Below are 20,309 nucleotides of genomic sequence, written 5' to 3' on the forward strand. Positions count from 1 at the left end.
CAAATTTTACTCTGTAACTAGAAGTCTTCTTTTCAAATACTTTCCAGTCGTCAATTCTATTTAGAGTCTGGCTTTCTCCTAGTTAATTTGACCACTGCTTCCGTCCGAGCAGTGTGTGGAAACATATCAACCGACTGGATATAATGCAGGTCATAGACTTCAACCAAGCGAACTAAATCACGCGCCAGGGTAGATACATTGCAGGAAATGTAGACCATCTTTTCAGGAGCGTAATTAACGATGGTATCCAAGAGTTTGTCATCTAAACCGGTACGAGGCGGGTCTACAATCAAGGCATCCGCACGATAGCCTTCCTTATACCATCTAGGGATAATCTCTTCTGCTGTACCTGCCTCATAGTGGGTATTACTATACCCCATACGCTGGGCATTTGCCTTAGCATCCTCGATAGCTTCAGGAATAATATCCATCCCCCTCAGACTTTTAACTTTTTTGGCAAAGGCAAAACCAATGGTTCCAACACCACAGTAGGCATCAATCAGATGGTCATTCTCAGTTACGTCCAAGGCCTTAACGGCTTCACTATAGAGGATTTCAGTCTGTTCAGGATTGAGTTGGTAAAAAGCTCGTGGTGAGAGAGAAAACTCATAGTTTAATACACCCTCACGAATACTATCCTGTCCCCAAATAATCTCAGTCTTTTCCCCGTAAATCTCACTAGTTTTAGCAGTATTGGTATTGACTGCGACAGTCACTACTTCAGGATAATCCTTGACTAAATCTTTCACAAATTGAGTCAGATTTAATTGACGATTGGTCACAATGATAATCTGAACTTCCCCAGTTTTCCGTGCTCGACGAACCATGATGGTCCGAACTCCAAGGATTTTCCGTTCATCTGTAATCGGAATTTGATGATAGGTCAAGAGTTCGGCAATGCGATTAGCAATCGCTTGCGTCTCCTTGTCTTGAACCAGACAGTCTTTTAACTCGACCAGATAGTGGGAATTCTGAGCATACAAACCTGCCTTGACTTGACCTTTAAACTTTCGAGTTTGGAATTGCAATTTAGCTCGATAATACTTGGGTTCCTGCATACCAATGGTTGGTCTGATTTCATAGTTTTCGTAACCAGCGGGTGCAAATTTCTTCAGAGCTTGATGGAGAAGGTCCGTTTTAAACTCCAGCTGCTTGTCGTAATGCAGATGCATGATTTGACAGCCACCACACTCATTATAAATGGTGCAGTCTGGTACCACTCGAAACTTAGATTTTTTATTGACCTCAAGGAGTTTAGCCTCAACGTAGTTACGCTTAACGGAAGTCACCTGACAATAGATATCTTCACCCTTGAGGGCGCCTGGAACAAAAACAAGGGTTTTCTGGAAAAATCCGATACCTTCCCCGTTTATCCCCATACGCTTAATTTTTAATGGAATTTTTTGTTTGACTTTAAGACTCATAAGTCTATTATACCACGTAGTTTCTCAATGGTTAAGAATATGTTACAATAAAACCATGAATACAAAGATATCTCATTTTTTCCCATTGGATTTTCCTGAGCAATTACGAACTTATATAGAAGGAGCAACTCTTTCTGACAGCTCTTCTCATTCAGGCGCAAGGGTTCTCTATCTTGATTCAGGTTACTACTTGAAAATAGATCAAAAGGGAAGATTAGAGCGAGAAGCTAGAATTGCGAGTTGGTTTGAACAAGAGGAAATAGGAACGCCAGTCATCCACTATCTATCTACAGATAAAGACTACCTCCTGACTAAAGAGGCTATTGGCCATGATGTCTCGCTTTTTTAGATCAACCAGAAAAAATTTGCCGTACCATGGCAGAGGCTCTTAAAAAGCTTCACAGCTTAAATCCGAAAAATTTTCCATCAGAAAATCATTTACAAGTCTATAAAGACAGAGCCTTTAAAAAGTATGAAAAAGGTGAATTTTATGCCAAGGCCCTCCTACCCCAATTCCGGATTAGCAGCCGCGAAGAGGCCTTCCAGCTCATTCGAGAACAAGAGCACCTTTTAAAGACAGATGCCTTTATTCACGGGGATGCCTGTCTACCGAATTTTATTCTAAAGGATGCTGACCACTTCTCTTGCTTTATTGACCTTGGCTTAGCTGATTTCAGTGACCGACATATCGATCTCTTTTGGGCAGTTTGGTCCCTCAACTATAACCTACATTACCCTAAATACGCTGAACTATTTCTTGACTATTATGGGAGAGAACAGGTCGATATAAATAAACTTCGACTCATTGCTGCCTTTGAAGCGTTTGGATAAAAGGAAAACCATGAAAATCACAAAACTAGAAAAGAAAAAACGTCTCTATCTGCTAGAACTTGATAGTGACCAAACCTGCTATATTACAGAGGATACCATTGTTCGCTTTATGTTGACCAAGGATAAGGAAATTAGTCCCCAAGAATTTTCAGGTATTCAGATCTTTGCACAATTTTCCTACGGAAAAAACTTGGCGCTCTATCACTTATCCTTCAAGGCCCGTACTGAAAAAGAAGTCAGAGACTATTTAGTTAAACATGAGATTGATGAGAAAATCATACCACAAGTCATCCAAGCCCTCAAGGATGACAACTGGATCAATGACCGTCAATATGCTTATGCGATCATCAATTCCAATCAGCTATCTGGTGACAAGGGAAGCTACATGCTGATACAAAAGATTTCTCAAAAAGGAGTTGCTAAGTCCGTTATCCAAGAAGTTTTACAAGAATTTGATCTGACGGAAGTCGCAGAGCGTACAGCTGAAAAACTACTGAAAAAATATCAGGGTAGATTGCCTGCTCGTGCTCTACAAGATAAGATAATCCAAAATCTTACCAACAAAGGGTTTTCATACTCGGAAGCTAAAAAAGCCTTTGACCAACTGGATATCCAGATAGAAGAGGAAACCGTTCAGGAACTAATCTTTAAAGAGTTGGATAAGCAATATCGAAAATATTCGCGTAAGTATGAAGGATACGAACTCAAGCAACGTTTGACCCAAGTTTTAGCTAGAAAGGGTTATGATTTTTCGGATATATCCAGCGCTCTCAGAGAATATCTTTAATTTTTTCATGAAAAACTAAGAACTTTAAACAAAAATGTGATACAATAGTAAACGATAAACTTATAAATTGTAGAAAGTTGGTTAGTTATGAAACTTCCAAAAGAAGGCGACTTTATTACAATTCAAAGTTATAAGCATGATGGGAGTCTTCACCGTACTTGGCGAGACACCATGGTACTAAAAACAACAGAGAACGCTATTATCGGCGTCAACGACCACACACTTGTTACCGAAAGTGACGGTCGTCGTTGGGTGACTCGAGAGCCGGCTATTGTTTACTTTCATAAAAAATATTGGTTTAATATCATCGCCATGATTCGTGATAATGGGATTTCCTACTACTGCAATATGGCAAGCCCTTACTATCTAGACGAAGAAGCTTTAAAATACATTGACTATGATTTGGATGTTAAAGTTTTTACAGATGGTGAGAAACGCCTCTTGGACGTTGAGGAATATGAACGACATAAGCGAAAAATGAAGTATTCTTCTGACTTAGACTATATTTTGAAAGAGCATGTCAAGATTCTTGTTGATTGGATTAACAATGAGCGAGGTCCTTTCTCAGAAGCCTATGTCAACATTTGGTACAAACGCTACGTAGAACTAAAGAATCGGTAAAGTTGTCAAAGGTCAGGATTAAAATCCTGACCTCGTTTTTTGGTAGTATAAAATAAGCTGTGTAAACACAAAAAGGAATAAATCCATTATGATATAATTCGTGAGATATACAAAATAAATGGATAGACTAATACTTTTTTAATTTCTTTGTTCCTTGTAAGCTTACAACAACCTTATATTGTTTAATACAAAAATACGAAGATGATTGCTATAAAAGAATTCAGATCACCTTCGTATCAATAATTTAGTTATTGTATTTCCACATAGCATCAATCATTTAGTACGACATTTTGAAAATAATAATTTGACAGATAAAATGCTATTTAATCTACCAGCTCATTTAATCGTTTTTGAAAATATAAAGCAATATTTTTAGACTCAATAAACTCAAAATATTTAATGACATTTTGCATTTGCTTAATTCCAGATTCTTTAGATTCTGTCAGGTATATTTTATATCCTTCTACAAATTTGAATGTAGATTTTTCAAAAACTTTTGTGTCATCTTTTAATAATTTTTTTAATTTCATTTCAAAGTAGTCTGCATATATTAGATGTGAATTTTCAAGGCAACAGAACCAAAAATTTAAACAAGCTGACACAACTAAATTTCTATTCTTGCCGATTTTTTCGTAATAATGTGTACGCTCTAGTATTTCTTTTCCGACCCTGTAAATATAATCTATCTCAAAAAGATGATATAAATTACCAATCAACGTTATCTCATAGGACTCCCATCGTTCCTTCTGGAATAAATAGTCATATACTAAATTTAGATCTTCTCTACTAACTATATGATTACAATCTATTTGATTTAATAATCCCTGAACCATAATTGTATTTATTTTATGAGTTTTTTCCCCACTCTTCTCAAAAAGTTTTTGTTGCTCATTTTTTATTTCCTCCAATCCTTTAGTATTCAAACTATAAAAATTTGGAGATAAATTAACCAAAAAATTATCAAGCTCTGATCTTTTATAATCTTCTAGATAATTACAAAAATTCTCTATCGAAACATTGATATTTGATAATAATTCAAAAAACGTTGAAAGAGAAATTTCATTTTCTCCCCTTTCAAATCTAGAAAGTTGAGATTTAGATATAGAATCAGCTGCAGCATACTCTAAAGAATATCCGTTTAATTTTCTAAAATATCTAAAAGCTTCTCCGTAATTTTTCACAATTTCGTTCCCTTAACCTTCTTTTCGAGCGATAAACATACCATATTCTTTAGGAATGATCAACATACCATTATTAAACTCACTTTCCAATCTATTACGAATTATTTCCTCTTCTAGTGAACCTATTTCGGAAATTCCTTTCAAGGATTGAATATATTGAACTAGATCGTCTATACTTGTCACCTGTAGCTCATCATCATAAATTAATTTTTCCACAGTGTCAAAATACCTATTTAAAAAAGTCTTCCCGTTTTGTAAAGTAAAAGTTTTATTTTCCAAATTTTGATTAACCACATCTTTAAATAAGCTTGCCAAATAATCTACAACTCCATTTTCACCAAATGTAGCACAGTAAAAAATGCCTCCTGTTTTTAAGACCCTATTCACCTCAGAAAGAGCTTTAGGAATATCATTCACATGATGTAGAAGCATATTAGCAATAACAATATCAAAGGTTTCATTCTCAAAAGAAATCTTTTGAATGTCCATTATTTCATAGTTGACATTGCCTCTATTTCCAATCACTGATTTCGTTGTTTTTACCATATCTTTAGAAAAATCTGTAATAACCAACTGCTTCATTTTATCTATAGAATCATTATTACTTTTCCACAGCTCTCCTGTACCACATCCCAATTCTAGAACCTTTACTTCATTAGTGATTTGGTAGTTGGAAAATATCCAATTGTTAAATCCTAATTTATTTTTTGAATACTTCTTATGCAATTCTACTCGAATATCAAGATTATCATGACTTTTATATTGTTCAATTACTTTATCAATCATTTAAAATGACCTCCACTCTATAATTTGACATTATATCACAAGAATAAACACAGTGCTAAATAAGTTGTATAAATGCAAAAAGGAATAATTTTACCACAGTATTGAACTATTTTTGGTCTTCTAGACTCCAAAAAACACTTTTAACCTAAACTTCATTTTTATCCACAAATCTTAAGTCTCAACTGATTTATTGAATTCTCGCAAGACACGGACTAAAAATTTAAAAATTAATCCATCTATTTCTATCCCAGTACATTTTAGCAAAAAACCTGCCTAATGTGGCAGGTTTTCGTTTAAATGTCTAATTTTGTAACAGTGAACTTGATATGGGAGTAATCTTTCTCGATATCCTTATCTACCATAAAGGCTGTTGCATCCTTCTTGACCTGCACCAAGTCAATATTCTGGGCTTGAGCAGCATAGACACAGCCACAGTAACATTGACGATAGATATCGTACTCTTCACACATCTCTACAGAACGTTTGTAACCTTGATTTTTCTTAAAATCACTCGGAAGATAATGGGTGGTATAGATTTTCTGCACATCGATCCCGATACTATTGATGGTTTGTGAATTTTTATGAGGACTGATGGTTAGGGCTGAGCCGAAGTAATCAAAGCCCAAATCCATAGCCACCTGCGCTGTCTTATCCAAACGATAGTCAAAACAAACCTTGCAACGATCGCCACCTTCAGGTTCTTCTTCCAAACCTCGAACCAGTTTACGGTATTCATTGGGTTCGTATGGTGCTTCTAGGTATTGGACGTTATTGCCAGTTCTCTCATTAAAATCACTGACAAACTTTTGGGTCACATAAGCACGCTTATGATATTCTGCCTTGGGATGGATATTGGAATTAGCAAAATAAATGGTCACATCGGCATACTTAGTCAAGTACTCTAAAGTGTAGGTACTGCAGGGAGCACAACAGACGTGCATGAGAATAGTTGGTCTTTCTTCATTTTTTTCCCAAACTTGGACCATCTTTTGCATGACACGGTCATAGTTGATCTTTTGATTGGGATTCATCTTACTTAGAATTTCTTCTACATCAATCATGCTCTTCTCCTTTTCTTCTTGTTATTTTATCACAAGACAGCTCTTTGGGTAAATAGGCCATTGTTCATTCATGAATCGATAGAATGATTGAATTTAAAGTAAAAACGCCAGACGGCGTTTTTATGGCTATTAAGGTTTGATACGGTGCAACATACGTGGGAATGGAATAGCTTCACGGATGTGTTTTGTTCCAGCTGCAAAAGTTACCATACGCTCAATTCCGATACCAAATCCACCGTGTGGTACTGTACCATATTTACGAAGGTCAAGGTAGAATTCGTACTCTGTAAGATCCATTCCAAGTGATTCCATCTTAGCGACAAGTGCATCATAGTCTTCCTCACGCATGGAACCACCGATGATTTCTCCGTAGCCTTCTGGTGCAAGCAAATCTGCACAAAGTACGCGATCTGGGTTCCCAGGAACTGGTTTCATGTAGAAGGCCTTGATGTCTGCTGGGTAGTTAATCACAAAGGTTGGTACACCAAAGTGGTTTGAAATCCAAGTTTCGTGTGGTGAACCAAAGTCATCTCCATGCTCAAGATGTTCGTAGTCAGCATCTTCGTCGTTTTCATGCTCTTGCAAGAGGTCAATGGCTTCATCGTAAGTAATGCGTTTAAATGGCTCAGCAATGTAGCGTTTCAAGAGCTCTGTATCACGTTCCAATGTTTCCAAGGCTTGAGGAGCACGGTCAAGAACACCTTGAAGCAATGCTTTTACATAAGCTTCTTGCAAGTCAAGTGACTCATCGTGTGTCAAGTATGAGTACTCCGCATCCATCATCCAGAACTCAGTCAAGTGACGGCGAGTCTTAGATTTCTCTGCACGGAATACTGGACCAAAGTCAAAGACGCGACCTAGAGCCATAGCACCTGCTTCAAGATAAAGCTGACCAGATTGACTCAAGTAAGCTGGTGTTCCAAAGTAGTCTGTTTCGAAAAGTTCTGTAGAATCTTCTGCAGCATTTCCTGAAAGAATTGGGCTATCAAACTTCATGAAACCATTCTTATCAAAGAACTCATAAGTTGCATAGATAATAGCGTTACGGATTTGCATCACTGCTACTTGTTTGCGTGAACGCAACCACAAGTGGCGGTTATCCATCAAGAAGTCTGTTCCGTGTTCTTTTGGAGTAATTGGGTAGTCTTGAGATTCACCGATGACTTCGATGTCTGTAATATCCAACTCATAACCAAATTTTGAGCGTTCGTCTTCTTTGACAATCCCTGTCACGAAAACAGAAGTTTCTTGGCTTAGGCGTTTGATGGTATCAAATTTTTCAAGACCTACTTCTTCACCGAATTTTTCGATAAAGTTTGGTTTGAAAGCCACGCCTTGGAAGAAGGCAGTTCCGTCACGCAATTGCAAGAAAGCAATTTTTCCTTTTCCTGACTTGTTAGCAACCCAAGCACCAATAGTCACTTCTTGACCAACGTAGTCTTTTACTTCGATAATTGTTACACGTTTTGTCATGTTTTATCTTCCTTTTTTTGTTTAACTTGTCTAAAGACATTATTACCCACTATTGTACCACAAATAATGCCTGATAGCTAGGTTCTATCAGAGAAAAATCTCAGGTTTTATCCAAAAAAATCTCCGTCAAGACGACGAAGATCTTATTTTTATTTTTCCATAAACTGGTGCAAGCGACGAATAGCTTCTTTGAGTGTATCTAGGTCTGTCGCATAGCTGAGACGGACATTCTCTGGTGCTCCAAATCCTGCTCCTGTAATCAGGGCCAGACCAACTTCCTCAAGAATAGCCGTTGTAAATTCTGTTACATCTGTATAGCCTTTCATCTCCATAGCTTTTTTGACATTTGGGAAGAGATAGAAAGCTCCTTGCGGTTTGACTACATCAAAGCCAGGGACTTGGCACAAGAGTGGATAGATAGTATTCAAGCGTTCCTCGAAAGCCTGACGCATAGTTTCTACAGAGTCTTGTGGACCAGTTAAGGCCTCGATTGTTGCGTATTGAGATACCGCAGTCAGGTTAGAAGTCGTTTGACCAGTCAATTTGCTCATAGCAGCAATAATTTCTGGATCACCTACTGCATAACCAACACGCCAACCAGTCATAGCGTAGGCCTTAGACACTCCATTGATGACAATAGTTTGTTTGCGAATAGCTTCTGAAAGACTGGAGATTGGAACAAATTCATGACCGTTATAGACCAAACGTCCATAAATATCATCTGCTAGGATAAGAATATCATGCTCAACAGCCCAATTTCCAATGGCTAACAATTCCTCACAAGAGTAGATCATACCGGTAGGATTAGATGGTGAATTAAGAACCAAGACTTTAGTCTTATCTGTGCGAGCAGCTTCTAATTGCTCCACAGTTACTTTAAAGTGATTGTCTTCCTTGGCTTGGACAAATACTGGAAGGCCTTCTGCCATCTTAACCTGATCCCCATAGCTGACCCAGTAAGGTGTTGGAATGATAACCTCATCACCTGGATTAATCACAGCCATAAAGAAAGTATAGAGTGAGAACTTGGCACCAGTCGCAAAAGTGACCTCATTAGCTGCCACAGAATAACCATAGTATCGTTCAAAATAAGTATTAACTGCTGCTTTTAACTCAGGCAAACCTGAAGCCACCGTATAGAAAGAAGCACGTCCATCTCGAATGGCTGCAACCGCAGCATCCTGAATATTTTCAGGAGTATGAAAATCGGGCTGACCTAAAGTCAAGAAAAGAACGTCTTTTCCTTCAGCTTTTAACTTCTTTGCTCTTGCATCACTAGCAAGAGTAACGCTTTCTTCCATCTCTAAGACACGTTTGGATAATTTCATTGTTTCTCCTTTTCGACTAAGGCGCCAGATTCAAAATCTACCAGATAATAGTCTCCTCCAGACTTGATTTCCCAGACAGGTTTTTCAGCGTACCGTCCGAAAGTAATCTTGTCGATTTCAGTTGCTCCTTTTTCTCTGACAACTGCTTCTGCTTTTTCTTGAGAAGTACCATTTTCTAGTTGATATACGTAAATATTATTGCTACTTTTCTCTATTAAGACAGCAACTGGTTTCTGGTTCTTATCTTGGCCAAGAACACTATAATAGCTTTCTAAACCATTGAAGATATCAATCTGGCTAACCGTTTCTAGATTTGCATACTGCTTAGCGAGTCTTTCACCTTCTACCTTAGCAGTTCGATAAGGCTTCATGCTGAGCCATACCAAGTAGAGAAAGGAAGAAGTGATGACTAGAGTTAACAAAGTTATACCAATAATGTACTGAAATAATAGGGAATTTTTTTCTTTTTTCTGTCTCTTTTTCACTCGTCTATTTTACCATCTATCCTAGTGAATTACAAGTGAAGTTAGGGGAGGAATCTGGATTTTCAATCCGTTTTTAGGATATCATTACACAACTTCAAGCCGTGTTTTTATAGACTTTTCTACAGTCTTCATTTTTAATTAAAAACTTAGATTCTATTGATTTTATTTTCTGAGCATATCCCTTGCAAATGATTTTATCGTGTTGTAACATATGTTATAACAACAGAGTGATTCTGATTAAAAGATTGAAATTTAAAGGAGACTCCCTATGTCTAAAAAAGTATTATTTATCGTTGGTTCACTTCGTGAAGGTTCATTCAACCACCAAATGGCACTAGAAGCTGAAAAGGCACTTGCTGGCAAAGCTGAGGTAAGTTACCTTGACTACTCAGCCATTCCTCTCTTTAGCCAAGACCTTGAAGTTCCTACACTTCCAGCTGTTGCAGCGGCTCGCGAAGCTGTTCAAGCTGCTGATGCTATCTGGATCTTCTCTCCAGTTTACAACTTCTCAATTCCAGGAACTGTGAAAAACTTACTTGACTGGCTTTCACGCGCCATTGACTTATCTGACACTCGTGGAGCATCTGCTCTTCAAGATAAGATTGTTACAGTTTCATCTGTAGCAAATGCAGGACACGATCAACTCTTTGCGATTTACAAAGACCTCTTGCCATTTATCCGTACACAGGTTGTTGGTGATTTTACCGCAGCTCGTGTTAATGATTCTGCCTGGGCAGATGGTAAACTAGTCCTTGAAGATAGCGTTGCTGCTTCTCTTAAACAACAAGCTGAAGATTTACTTCGAGCTATTCAATAATAAAAAAGATAGTAGAAAATCTCATTTCTACTATCTTTTAGTTTATTCAACAAATTCTCCAATCATACTATGTTTTAATGGTAAACTACACATTACTAAAAGGAAAATGAAGGAGGATTGAATCCAAAAGAGGGCCAAATCAAAAATTCCATGCACAGCAACTACTGTTAAGAATGAAAGATAAAGACCAACAATCGGACGCTTGCTCGGCTCCTGACTCATATCAATCAACATTCGAATTGGACCAGAAGAAGCTATTCCTAACAATACCGTTCCAACCACACCGTAACTCAATATCGTATCAATGTATATACTATGAGCATGTTCGTGATAAGGAGCAAAAATACGAGGATAAGAGTGCATATAGGTTAGGGGACCCTCACCCCAGAAGGGATTTTGTTTGAATAAGGTCATACCTGCATTCCAGATCGACACTCGTTCTTCCATAGACGAATCGAGCGTTCCCATTCGAACTCCCAAATCACTCGAGAAGAGAAAGGCTAAACCAACACCAAAGACTCCGATACTGAGCCAGAAGGCACGCCAGTTCTTAATGGTAGTGAAAAGATAAATAATCGCACCAAAGATAATAGCTGGAAAAGCTGTTCTATTTTGGGTGAAATTCAAGCCAAACAAATTCGCAAAGATTGCAATGAGAGAGAAAATTCTCAACCATCTCAATCTAGTCGTACTAATTAGGTAAAATCCAATCATAATACAGAAGCAACAGATAATCCCATAATAATTAGGATTAAAGAAGGCTACCTCTGCACGGTTCTGATGCCAGACTTGCATCTTAGGTGATAAGAAAGTATAATCAAATTTCTTTACAATCTGAAAGTGCTCTAAGGCTGCAAAAACTGATGCTAGCACACTAAGCGACATAACCGATTGCAATACTAATCTGAAAAACTTAGGGGTTAAATGGGCTTGGTAATAATAAAAGAAAATTGCAAAGAGGAACATTCCTAAAGTGGAAACCATCCCCATCACATTTTGAGCTAAAAGAGAGATAACACCACTATAGCCGATAAATAAAAGTAAGATAGAATGGTGGGATAATCGTTTTAATATCCCCTTCATCTCTCCTGTAAATATTAGACCTATTAAGTAGGCGATAAAAATAATAACGAAAATATAAAAAGGCAAGAAAATACTTAGAATAACAGCTAGTAAGACTAGCTCTTGCTTGGATAAGCCTTTCAATTTTTCAATGATACCTATTGATTTCACAACAGTTCCTTTCTCTCTGCGCTATAAAGCTCAGATAAATAAACTATTAAAACATTTTACCATTTTTCAAATGATTTGAAAACCACTTTGTCCATGTCATCCTGACTAAAACTAGGTAAAATTTTATAGCGAGCTAAGATATCTCTCAAAGCGCGCATCCTTTTTTTAAAAATATGGTACAATAAATCTAGTTGTTCCAGAAAGGACCTAGTATGAAATCCTACCAAGAAGTTTACAAAATCTTAGCTCATGAAACAGATTATTTAAGCGGAGAGAAAATCGCTGAAATATTAAACCTCTCTCGCACCTCTGTTTGGAAAGCTATCCAACGCCTCCAGCAGGAAGGTTTAGAAATTGACAGCATCAAAAACCGTGGCTACAAACTTCTTCACGGTGACCTAATCTTACCTCAAGAAATAGAAGCCAACAGCCCAATCTCAGTTCAATTTAAACCTATCACCAAATCAACCCAGAGTGATGCTAAGGAGGCCATGGAAGCTGGTGCCAAAGGAGACACACTCTACCTATCAACAGGCCAAACTATGGGACGTGGTCGATTTCAACGCCCCTACTATTCTCCAGAACAAGGTGGGATTTACATGTCTCTCCACCTCAAGCCCAATCTCTCTTATCTAGATCTACCAGCTTATACACTCCTGACTGCAGCCGCAATTTATAAGGCTGTTAAAAACCTTTGTCTGATTGATTTAGATATCAAATGGGTAAATGATTTATACCTAAATCATAAAAAAATAGCCGGTATTCTAACCGAAGCCATCACTTCTGTCGAAACCGGCCTTGTCACAGATGTTATTATTGGTGTTGGTATCAACTTTTCTATCGCTGATTTTCCAAAAAACCTACAAGGGAAAGCTGGAAGTCTCTTCTCTCAAAATAGCCCAATCACTCGCAACGAGCTGATTGCAGAAATCTGGAAATGTTTCTACGAAACTGAGACCGATGAGCTGCTTTACCTCTATAAAAAACAATCAATTGTTTTAGGCAAAGAAATTTCCTTTAAGAAAGATCAAGAAATCATCTCAGGAAAAGCTTGTGATATCTCTGACCAGGGTCAACTACAGATTCAATTAGCTACTGGTGAGAAAATTTGGCTCAATAGTGGCGAAGTTTCGCTCACTAAATGGTGAATTATTTTTGTAAAATAAAAATCGACCTCTCTTTCGAGAAGGTCGATTTTCTTATCATTTATTTTTTCAAACGCTCCACATCACGCGCAATCACAAGTTCTTCATCAGTTGGGATGACAAGTACACGAAGTGTCGCAGCATCTGTAGAAATGTCTCCAGTTACTCCAAAGACATTTTTCTCTGGGTCTAGATCACAACCAAACCAAGAGATACCTGAAATAACTTTCTCACGCACAAGAGTTGCATTTTCACCAACACCAGCAGTAAAGATAATAGCATCTGCCCCGTTTAGAACTGCCAAGTATTGTCCAATGTATTTTTGGATACGGTCAACATACATTTCAAAGGCAAGAATAGCATCGTGATTGCCTTCGTTCACACCATTCTGAACATCACGCATGTCACTTGATAAGCCTGAAACTGCCTGAAGACCAGATTCACGGTTTAGAATACGACTAATATCGTCTGGAGTCTTGAAGTCCTCTGTATATTGCATTAAATAAGGAATGATGGCTGGATCAATATCCCCTGTACGAGTTCCCATCATAACACCACCAAGTGGAGTGAATCCCATTGATGTATCGATTGATTGACCACCTTTAACAGCTGTGATAGAAGCACCGTTACCAATATGGCAAGTGATCAACTTCAACTCTTCTAATGGACGTCCCAAAAGTTTTGCTGCTTCTTGAGCAACATATTGGTGACTTGTACCGTGTGCTCCATATTTACGAACCTTGTTTTCTGTATAGTACTTAGTTGGTAATGGATAACGGTATGCTTTTTCTGGCATTGTTGTGTGGAATGATGTATCAAAGACTGCTACACTTGTAATATCTGGCAACAATTCTTTGAAGGCACGAATCCCAGCTGCATTGGCAGGATTGTGCAATGGAGCAAGAAGTCCTAGTTCTTCAATTTTTTCTAAGACATCACCTTCAACAACTGTAGACTCTTTGAAGTACTCTCCACCTGCAACAACACGGTGTCCGACACCAGTAATTTCATCATAAGTTTTAATAATATTAAAACGAATCAAGTCATCAAGTAAAATCTTAACAGCCAAGGTATGGTTTTCAATATCAAGAACTTGTTCTTCAGAACGACCATCAAACTTAACTGTTGAAACAGAATCCTTCAATCCGATTCGCTCAATTAAACCTTTTGCAAGCACCTTTTCTTCTGGCATTTGATATAGTTGCCATTTCAAGCTAGAGCTTCCAGCGTTAATTGCAATGGTTTTTGTCATAAATTTATTCCCCTTTTTAAGCGTTTTCAACTATTATATCAAAATTTGCACTAAATTTCATGCCCTTGACACCAATTTTGAAAATTTTCCTTAAATTCCATCAAAATTTCAGGGTCACGAAGACTGGTAAGTGGATAAACAAATGGTTCAACTCCTTCTCCTGTCTTCTTTTGTAGGACAAAAATGCTCTTAGACTGAGCTCCTTGGGCGAAGAGATCCTCTGGTAAGGCAATAATTGCCACTAGTTGAGCCTGGTCAGTCAGCCATGATTTCAAAAGTTCACTCTGAGGACTTGTCAGGAGATCTGTTGGAGCCAGAAAAATCGCATAGCCTCCTGTTCTGAGATACTTGAGTGATTGTTCCATTAACAAATGATGAGCATAAGTATGTTCATTCTTAGCCGCTACTTGATAACGTGAGGCTGTCTGATCATCTGGATAGTAACCGACAGGCAGGTCGCTCACAATGATGTCACTTTCTTTTAATACTTGTGGACGTACTGCATCTCCTTGGACAAAGCCCATTTGAAGATCCATTACTTCCGCCATGCTTGCCGCCATGTCAATCAAGAGGTCATCAAGTTCTATTCCCAGGTAATCTATCTTTTTGCTCATGGACGTTAAGAAGTTAGCTCCCAGAATTCCCATCCCAGAACCCAATTCCAATAAGCTCACATTTTCAGCAGGGAAAAGTTGTTCAATGATAAAAATCATCAAGTGACCAACCGCATCCGGTGTGAACTGGTGATTGGCTTGAAGAGGTTCTGTTTGAGCTGCCTTCATTAACAAAAATTGATAAGTCCGTAACCACTCCTCTTTTCGAAGTGCCAAACGTTTTAAGGTCTGGTTATTTTTTTTGACTTGCTCCAGAGAGGTTTGACCATCTAGATAGATCCCATTTTGTTCAATCAAGGCATCATAAAAACTTGTCGCCAAATCGTTTTGAATGATTTGGACATTTTCTAGTAAATAGGTATATGCTTGTTCAATTTTTTCAAAATCCATAATCTTATCTTACCAAATTCAGAGCCGATTTTCCAGATTTTCATAATACTGAAAACAAATAAAAACCTCTGAGATGACTCTCAAAGGTTTATTCTACTATTTACTATTTTCAACAGCTGCTGTTACAAAAGCAGTGTAAAGTTCTTCTGGACGATTTGGACGACTTGAAAGCTCTGGATGGTACTGACAAGCCACAAAGAATTTGTTTTCTGGGATTTCAACAATTTCGACCAAGCGATTGTCTGGTGAAACACCTGAGAAGACAAATCCTGCCCCTTCAAACTGTTCACGGAAGGCATTGTTAAACTCATAACGGTGGCGGTGGCGACGTTGGACCACTTCTTTGTTATGATAAGCTGCCGCTGCCTTAGAACCACGTTTCAACTTAGAAGGATAAAGTCCCAAACGAAGGGTTCCCCCCATGTCCTCAACATCAATCTGATCACGCATGATATCGATGATTGGATATTTTGTATCAGGATCAAGCTCTGCTGAATTAGCCCCTTCAAGTCCCAAAACATGACGGGCAAACTCTATACAAGTCAATTGCATTCCCAAGCAGACTCCCAACATTGGTACATCATTTTCTCGAGCATAGCGAATCGCTTGAATCTTACCTTCTGTCCCACGTTGACCAAAACCACCTGGAACGATAATTCCATCAGCGTCAGATATAAGTTCTACCACATTGTCAGCTGTCACATCGTTAGCATTGACCCAATCAATCTTGACTTCTGCATCATTGGCATAACCAGAGTGTTTCAAGGCCTCTACGACAGAAATATAGGCATCTTGCAACTCGACATACTTACCAACAAGAGCAATTTTGACTTGTTTTTTGAGATTCATAACCTTATCAACCATAGCTGACCACTCTGTCATATCTGCTGCCGGTGCATCAATCTTCAAATGGTCACAGACGATTTGATCCATGCCTTGAGCTTGCAGATTAAGCGGAATTTGGTAAAGATGATCTACGTCTAAGGACTCGATAACTGCTTCTGGTGCCACATCACAGAACTGGGCTAGTTTGTTTTTAATCCCTTGTCCTGCTGGTTTTTCTGTACGAATGACTAACATATTTGGCTGGATTCCCAAACCACGCAATTCTTTGACAGAGTGTTGAGTCGGCTTGGTCTTCATTTCTCCAGCCGCCTTGAGGTAAGGAAGCAAGGTTGTATGGATATACATGACATTTTCTGCTCCGACATCAGACTTCATCTGACGAAGCGCCTCTAGGAATGGAAGGGACTCAATATCTCCAACTGTTCCCCCAACCTCTGTAATAATAACATCAGAGTCAGTCGTTAGGGCGGCACGCTTGATTTTTTCTTTCAAGGCATCTGTAATATGAGGAATGACTTGGACAGTTGCACCGAGGTACTCCCCACGACGTTCCTTACGCAGAACTTCGCTGTAGATTTTACCAGTTGTCACATTTGAGTATTTATTGAGATTGATATCAATAAAACGTTCATAGTGACCCAAGTCCAAATCTGTCTCAGCCCCATCATCTGTTACAAAGACTTCCCCGTGCTGGTAAGGACTCATGGTTCCTGGATCAATATTGATATAAGGGTCAAATTTTTGGATGGTTACCTTCAAACCACGATTTTTCAAAAGGCGCCCAAGGCTCGCTGCAACGATACCTTTCCCAATAGATGACACCACACCACCAGTTACAAAAATATATTTCGTAGACATAGATTCCTCTTTCTAAAATGCTCAAGATCTTGTTCACTAGAGGGGGACTAAGAAAACAAGACCTTCACCGATAACCACAATCCAGGATGATAATTCCCCTGGAAAAACAAAAATAGCTCCCTAGTAACTAGGAAGCCCCGACCTCAAAAAGAGGTGCCCGAACAATATCTTACCTCAATTTAGCTCATTTGTCAAATGTCATTCTTTACTAGATTTATAGTTCTACTGCAGAAAAGAAAAACAACAAGGGAATTTCCTTGTTGTTTGGTATTATTCTTCTTCCTCAGAATCTTCGTCATCTTCTTCAACGAGTTCGACATCTTCCCCAAGATCATCTGGTGCGATTTCGTTGATTTCAGCGTCGTAGGCTTCTACTTCGTTCTTTTCATCATCTGGATTTTCATCATCATAAGAAAGAGCTGGATCTTCTTCGTAGGCATCCTCATCCTCTGGATCATCTGCACCATAATCAATGGCATCCGTATCTCCATCCATAAAGGCATTAACACGTTTTTTCTTAGCCTTAGGTGCTACTTCTTCATCGTCACTTTCTTCAAGAGCAATGATTTCTTCGTCAATTTCATCAACTCCATACCATGAACGAAGGCCCCATTTGTTATCTCCAAGAGAGATGAAGCTACCATCAAAGTTCAACTCTGTATAGAACAAAGGTAGTGCTTCGCGAATATCACTATTAGAGGTACCAAGATAGTTTTGGATTTCATTGACCAAATCGCTAAAATGCATTTCGTGATCGCGACCACGTTGTTCCAAGATGGCACGAGCCACCTCAATCATAGATAGTTCACTTTTTTCTTGCCCAGCAAATACTTCTAATTCCAAAGCGTTTCTCCTCTTTTTTTACTACTAACGCCAGAGTATATAAACTCTGGTCTCATTTTATCACGTACTCTTTATTGTACGATAATTTTCTTTATTAGTCAAAGGTTTAGAAGAAATAATGTGAAATATTTCAGCGAATGAAAAGACCTGGGAGATACACTCACAGGTCCCTTACTTTATTTATAGCTTAAAGCTCGTTTAAAGGTTTTCCAGATACCTAAATCATCTGTTTGGAGGACTAGGCTGGCATACATACGTCCGATAAAGGCTGTTGCAGTCACGGCAAATACAACTGTGATCGCAAGAGAAATCCAAGCTTCGATGCTATTTGCATAACCATTAATAGCTCTGAAAGGCATAAAGAAGGTCGAGATGAAAGGAATATAAGAACCGATTTTCAAAATCAAATTGTCTCCTGCAGCGCCTAGGGCAGTAACGCCAACAAAACCAGCTATTATCAAAATCATCAACGGAGATAAGGCCTTTCCTGCATCTTCAGGGCGAGAAACCATAGAACCTAAGAAGGCTGCCAAGACTACATACATGAAAAGACTGACTAAGACAAATAACAAGGTATTGACCGAAAAGGCTTCTCCCAAATGACTTAGAATACCTGAATTAGCCAAGATAGGCATATCCTTAAAGAATAAGATAGCTCCAAGTCCGCCTACAACATAAATACCAATATGAGTCAAAATGACAAGAAGTAAGGCAATCATGCGCGCGTAAAAGTAGTGACTAGCACGAATACTTGAAAAGACCACTTCCATAATTTTTGTCCCTTTTTCACTGGCTACTTCTTGAGCAGTGACACTAGCATAAGTAATCAAGATCATATAGAGGAAGAAGCCTAGTCCTGCCGCCGCAAAGGTTTGGACCATCTTTTTACTTTCCTTAGATTCATCAATCTGCTCTGAGAATTGAATCGTTTGTGCCAAGTGCTGTTCCTGTTCCTGAGATAAATGTGCCTCTGAACGATTGAGTTGGTATTGGAGTTCATTCAACTTAGTTGTCACAGCTAATTTTATACCAGTTTCAAGTGAAGTTTCACCGTGATAGACTGCCTTGAGGACACTACCTTCTTGATCAATCGTTAGATAGCCCTTGATTTTTTCATCCTTGACAGCTTCTTGTGCGCTTGCTTCATCCTTATAGTCAAAATTAATGCCATTGGTCGATTTAAGACTCTCTGTTACAGCAGGCACCGAACTAACTACTGCCACCTTATTATTCTGAGCCAGAGAGGAACCTTGGAGATAGCCAATTCCGCCAGACAAGCCGATAAAGAGAAAAGGCGAGATTACCATAAAGAAGAAACTCCAGGATTTGACATGACGTAGATAAGTTTCTTTGATTACAACCAACATATTTCTCATACTTCCACCCCTGATTCTAGTTTAAAGATTTCATCAATTGTCGGAGCTTGCTGGTCAAAGGTCGTGATATAGTGTCCTTGAGTCAAGATAGCAAAAAGCTCCTGTCCAGCATTTTCATCATCTAGGATGAGCTTCCAAATCCCCTGCTTGGTTAAGCTAGCATGTGTGACATGAGGAAGTTTTTCCAAGTCTTCCTGACTCTTTTCACTTGCAACAAAGAGTCGCGTTTTGCCGTATTGATTACGAACATCTTGGACTGGTCCATGCAAGACGACACGCCCATCACGAATCATAAGGATATCATCACATAGCTCTTCGACATTGGTCATGACGTGGTCTGAAAAGATAATGGTTGCACCACGTTCTTTTTCTTTGAGGATAACCTGCTTGAGCAATTCGGTATTGACTGGATCCAGACCACTAAAAGGTTCATCTAGAATGATCAGATCTGGTTCATGCATTAAAGTAATAATCAGCTGAATCTTCTGTTGATTCCCTTTTGAGAGACTCTTAATCTTGTCTGTCAATTTTCCCTTTACTTCCAGCTTCTCCATCCATTGAGGGAGTTTTTCTTTGACTTCTTTGGCATCCATGCCTTTTAACATGGCTAGGTAACGAACCTGCTCTAAAACTGTCAACTTAGGCATGAGACTACGTTCTTCGGGTAGATATCCAATCCGAGCATAGGTTTCCTGACGAATTTCCTGGCCATCAAACTGAATTTCTCCCTGATAATCTAAAAATTTCAAAATACTATGAAAAATGGTTGTTTTCCCTGCTCCATTTTTCCCAACTAGACCTAAAATTCTTCCAGGCTGAGCTTGAAAATCAACGCCAAACAAGACTTGTTTGGGACCAAAACTTTTTTCAAGATTGCGGACTTCTAACATAATCCACCTCCTACTAATCTTACTCTCATTATACTCCTTTTTTTAGTCATTACAAGGATTTATGTACA

Annotated in this window: 18 protein-coding genes and 1 pseudogene; 5 read left to right on the forward strand and 14 right to left on the reverse strand. The window is 38.6% G+C overall.

The features are described 5' to 3' along the window. Positions 1-56: 56 nt before the first annotated feature. Positions 57-1,424, reverse strand: a complete 1,368-nt coding sequence (gene rlmD, locus K1I61_RS04340; protein ID WP_070677112.1) for a 23S rRNA (uracil(1939)-C(5))-methyltransferase RlmD — start codon at positions 1,422-1,424, stop codon at positions 57-59. Positions 1,425-1,479: 55 nt separating this feature from the next. Between rlmD and K1I61_RS04345 the strand changes: the two are divergent. The 3 genes and pseudogenes from K1I61_RS04345 to ntdP all read left to right on the forward strand — a co-directional run bounded on the left by K1I61_RS04345 (position 1,480) and on the right by ntdP (position 3,663). Further along, positions 1,480-2,255 (forward strand): annotated as a pseudogene (locus tag K1I61_RS04345) (aminoglycoside 3'-phosphotransferase). A 10-nt stretch (positions 2,256-2,265) separates the two neighbouring features. Further along, the gene (gene recX, locus K1I61_RS04350) at positions 2,266-3,042 is read left to right on the forward strand and encodes a recombination regulator RecX (RefSeq protein WP_223335806.1); all 777 of its coding nucleotides are present in this window, start codon (positions 2,266-2,268) and stop codon (positions 3,040-3,042) included. 87 nt (positions 3,043-3,129) lie between these two features. Continuing rightward, entirely contained in the window at positions 3,130-3,663 is a 534-nt protein-coding gene (gene ntdP, locus K1I61_RS04355) for a nucleoside tri-diphosphate phosphatase (protein WP_049504712.1), read from the forward strand. A gap of 323 nt (positions 3,664-3,986) precedes the next feature. On the opposite strand, the gene K1I61_RS04360 is transcribed toward ntdP, so the two are convergent. From K1I61_RS04360 to K1I61_RS04385, 6 genes are all read right to left on the reverse strand, one after another. After that, positions 3,987-4,844, reverse strand: coding sequence for an Rgg/GadR/MutR family transcriptional regulator (locus K1I61_RS04360; RefSeq protein ID WP_223333514.1), 858 nt, complete (start codon positions 4,842-4,844; stop codon positions 3,987-3,989). Positions 4,845-4,856: 12 nt separating this feature from the next. Next, positions 4,857-5,630: a class I SAM-dependent methyltransferase gene (locus K1I61_RS04365; RefSeq protein ID WP_223333516.1), complete on the reverse strand. Its 774-nt coding sequence runs from the start codon at positions 5,628-5,630 to the stop codon at positions 4,857-4,859. A 293-nt stretch (positions 5,631-5,923) separates the two neighbouring features. Continuing rightward, positions 5,924-6,691 (reverse strand): epoxyqueuosine reductase QueH, encoded by a 768-nt coding sequence (locus K1I61_RS04370; protein WP_004252154.1) that lies wholly within the window; start codon positions 6,689-6,691, stop codon positions 5,924-5,926. 129 nt (positions 6,692-6,820) lie between these two features. Next, on the reverse strand, positions 6,821-8,164 hold the full coding sequence (asnS, locus tag K1I61_RS04375) for an asparagine--tRNA ligase (protein WP_223333518.1): 1,344 nt from the start codon (positions 8,162-8,164) through the stop codon (positions 6,821-6,823). Between the two features lie 149 nt (positions 8,165-8,313). Further along, a complete protein-coding gene (locus tag K1I61_RS04380; RefSeq protein WP_006151527.1) occupies positions 8,314-9,492 on the reverse strand; it encodes a pyridoxal phosphate-dependent aminotransferase in 1,179 nt (392 codons plus the stop codon). Next, positions 9,489-9,977 carry a cell wall elongation regulator TseB-like domain-containing protein gene (locus tag K1I61_RS04385; RefSeq protein WP_223333520.1) on the reverse strand — a complete coding sequence of 163 codons (489 nt, stop codon included), beginning with the start codon at positions 9,975-9,977 and terminating at the stop codon, positions 9,489-9,491. Before K1I61_RS04385 ends, K1I61_RS04380 begins: the two co-directional genes overlap by 4 nt. A 268-nt stretch (positions 9,978-10,245) precedes the next feature. Here K1I61_RS04385 and K1I61_RS04390 point away from each other — a divergent pair, with 268 nt between their 5' ends. Next, entirely contained in the window at positions 10,246-10,794 is a 549-nt protein-coding gene (locus K1I61_RS04390) for an NADPH-dependent FMN reductase (RefSeq protein WP_223333522.1), read from the forward strand. A gap of 42 nt (positions 10,795-10,836) precedes the next feature. Here K1I61_RS04390 and K1I61_RS04395 read toward each other — a convergent pair whose 3' ends face one another. Then, positions 10,837-12,027, reverse strand: a complete 1,191-nt coding sequence (locus K1I61_RS04395; protein ID WP_004252136.1) for an O-antigen ligase family protein — start codon at positions 12,025-12,027, stop codon at positions 10,837-10,839. 212 nt (positions 12,028-12,239) lie between these two features. Between K1I61_RS04395 and birA the strand changes: the two genes are divergently transcribed. After that, the gene (gene birA / locus K1I61_RS04400; protein ID WP_006151414.1) at positions 12,240-13,175 is read left to right on the forward strand and encodes a bifunctional biotin--[acetyl-CoA-carboxylase] ligase/biotin operon repressor BirA; all 936 of its coding nucleotides are present in this window, start codon (positions 12,240-12,242) and stop codon (positions 13,173-13,175) included. A 58-nt stretch (positions 13,176-13,233) separates the two neighbouring features. On the opposite strand, the gene K1I61_RS04405 is transcribed toward birA, so the two are convergent. From K1I61_RS04405 to K1I61_RS04430, 6 genes are all read right to left on the reverse strand, one after another. Next, positions 13,234-14,424: an acetate kinase gene (locus K1I61_RS04405; RefSeq protein WP_223333524.1), complete on the reverse strand. Its 1,191-nt coding sequence runs from the start codon at positions 14,422-14,424 to the stop codon at positions 13,234-13,236. Positions 14,425-14,474: 50 nt separating this feature from the next. Then, the gene (locus K1I61_RS04410) at positions 14,475-15,428 is read right to left on the reverse strand and encodes a class I SAM-dependent methyltransferase (RefSeq protein ID WP_223333526.1); all 954 of its coding nucleotides are present in this window, start codon (positions 15,426-15,428) and stop codon (positions 14,475-14,477) included. A 96-nt stretch (positions 15,429-15,524) separates the two neighbouring features. Further along, a complete protein-coding gene (locus tag K1I61_RS04415) occupies positions 15,525-17,132 on the reverse strand; it encodes a CTP synthase (protein ID WP_223333528.1) in 1,608 nt (535 codons plus the stop codon). Positions 17,133-17,402: 270 nt separating this feature from the next. Continuing rightward, on the reverse strand, positions 17,403-17,975 hold the full coding sequence (gene rpoE, locus K1I61_RS04420; protein ID WP_223333530.1) for a DNA-directed RNA polymerase subunit delta: 573 nt from the start codon (positions 17,973-17,975) through the stop codon (positions 17,403-17,405). 176 nt (positions 17,976-18,151) lie between these two features. Then, the gene (locus K1I61_RS04425) at positions 18,152-19,351 is read right to left on the reverse strand and encodes an ABC transporter permease (RefSeq protein ID WP_223333532.1); all 1,200 of its coding nucleotides are present in this window, start codon (positions 19,349-19,351) and stop codon (positions 18,152-18,154) included. Continuing rightward, on the reverse strand, positions 19,348-20,241 hold the full coding sequence (locus K1I61_RS04430; protein ID WP_223333534.1) for an ABC transporter ATP-binding protein: 894 nt from the start codon (positions 20,239-20,241) through the stop codon (positions 19,348-19,350). The genes K1I61_RS04425 and K1I61_RS04430 overlap by 4 nt, the downstream gene beginning before the upstream one ends. Positions 20,242-20,309: the final 68 nt, after the last annotated feature.

It is taken from the genome of Streptococcus infantis, assembly GCF_019929665.1.
In the GTDB taxonomy this organism is placed as follows: domain Bacteria; phylum Bacillota; class Bacilli; order Lactobacillales; family Streptococcaceae; genus Streptococcus; species Streptococcus infantis_H.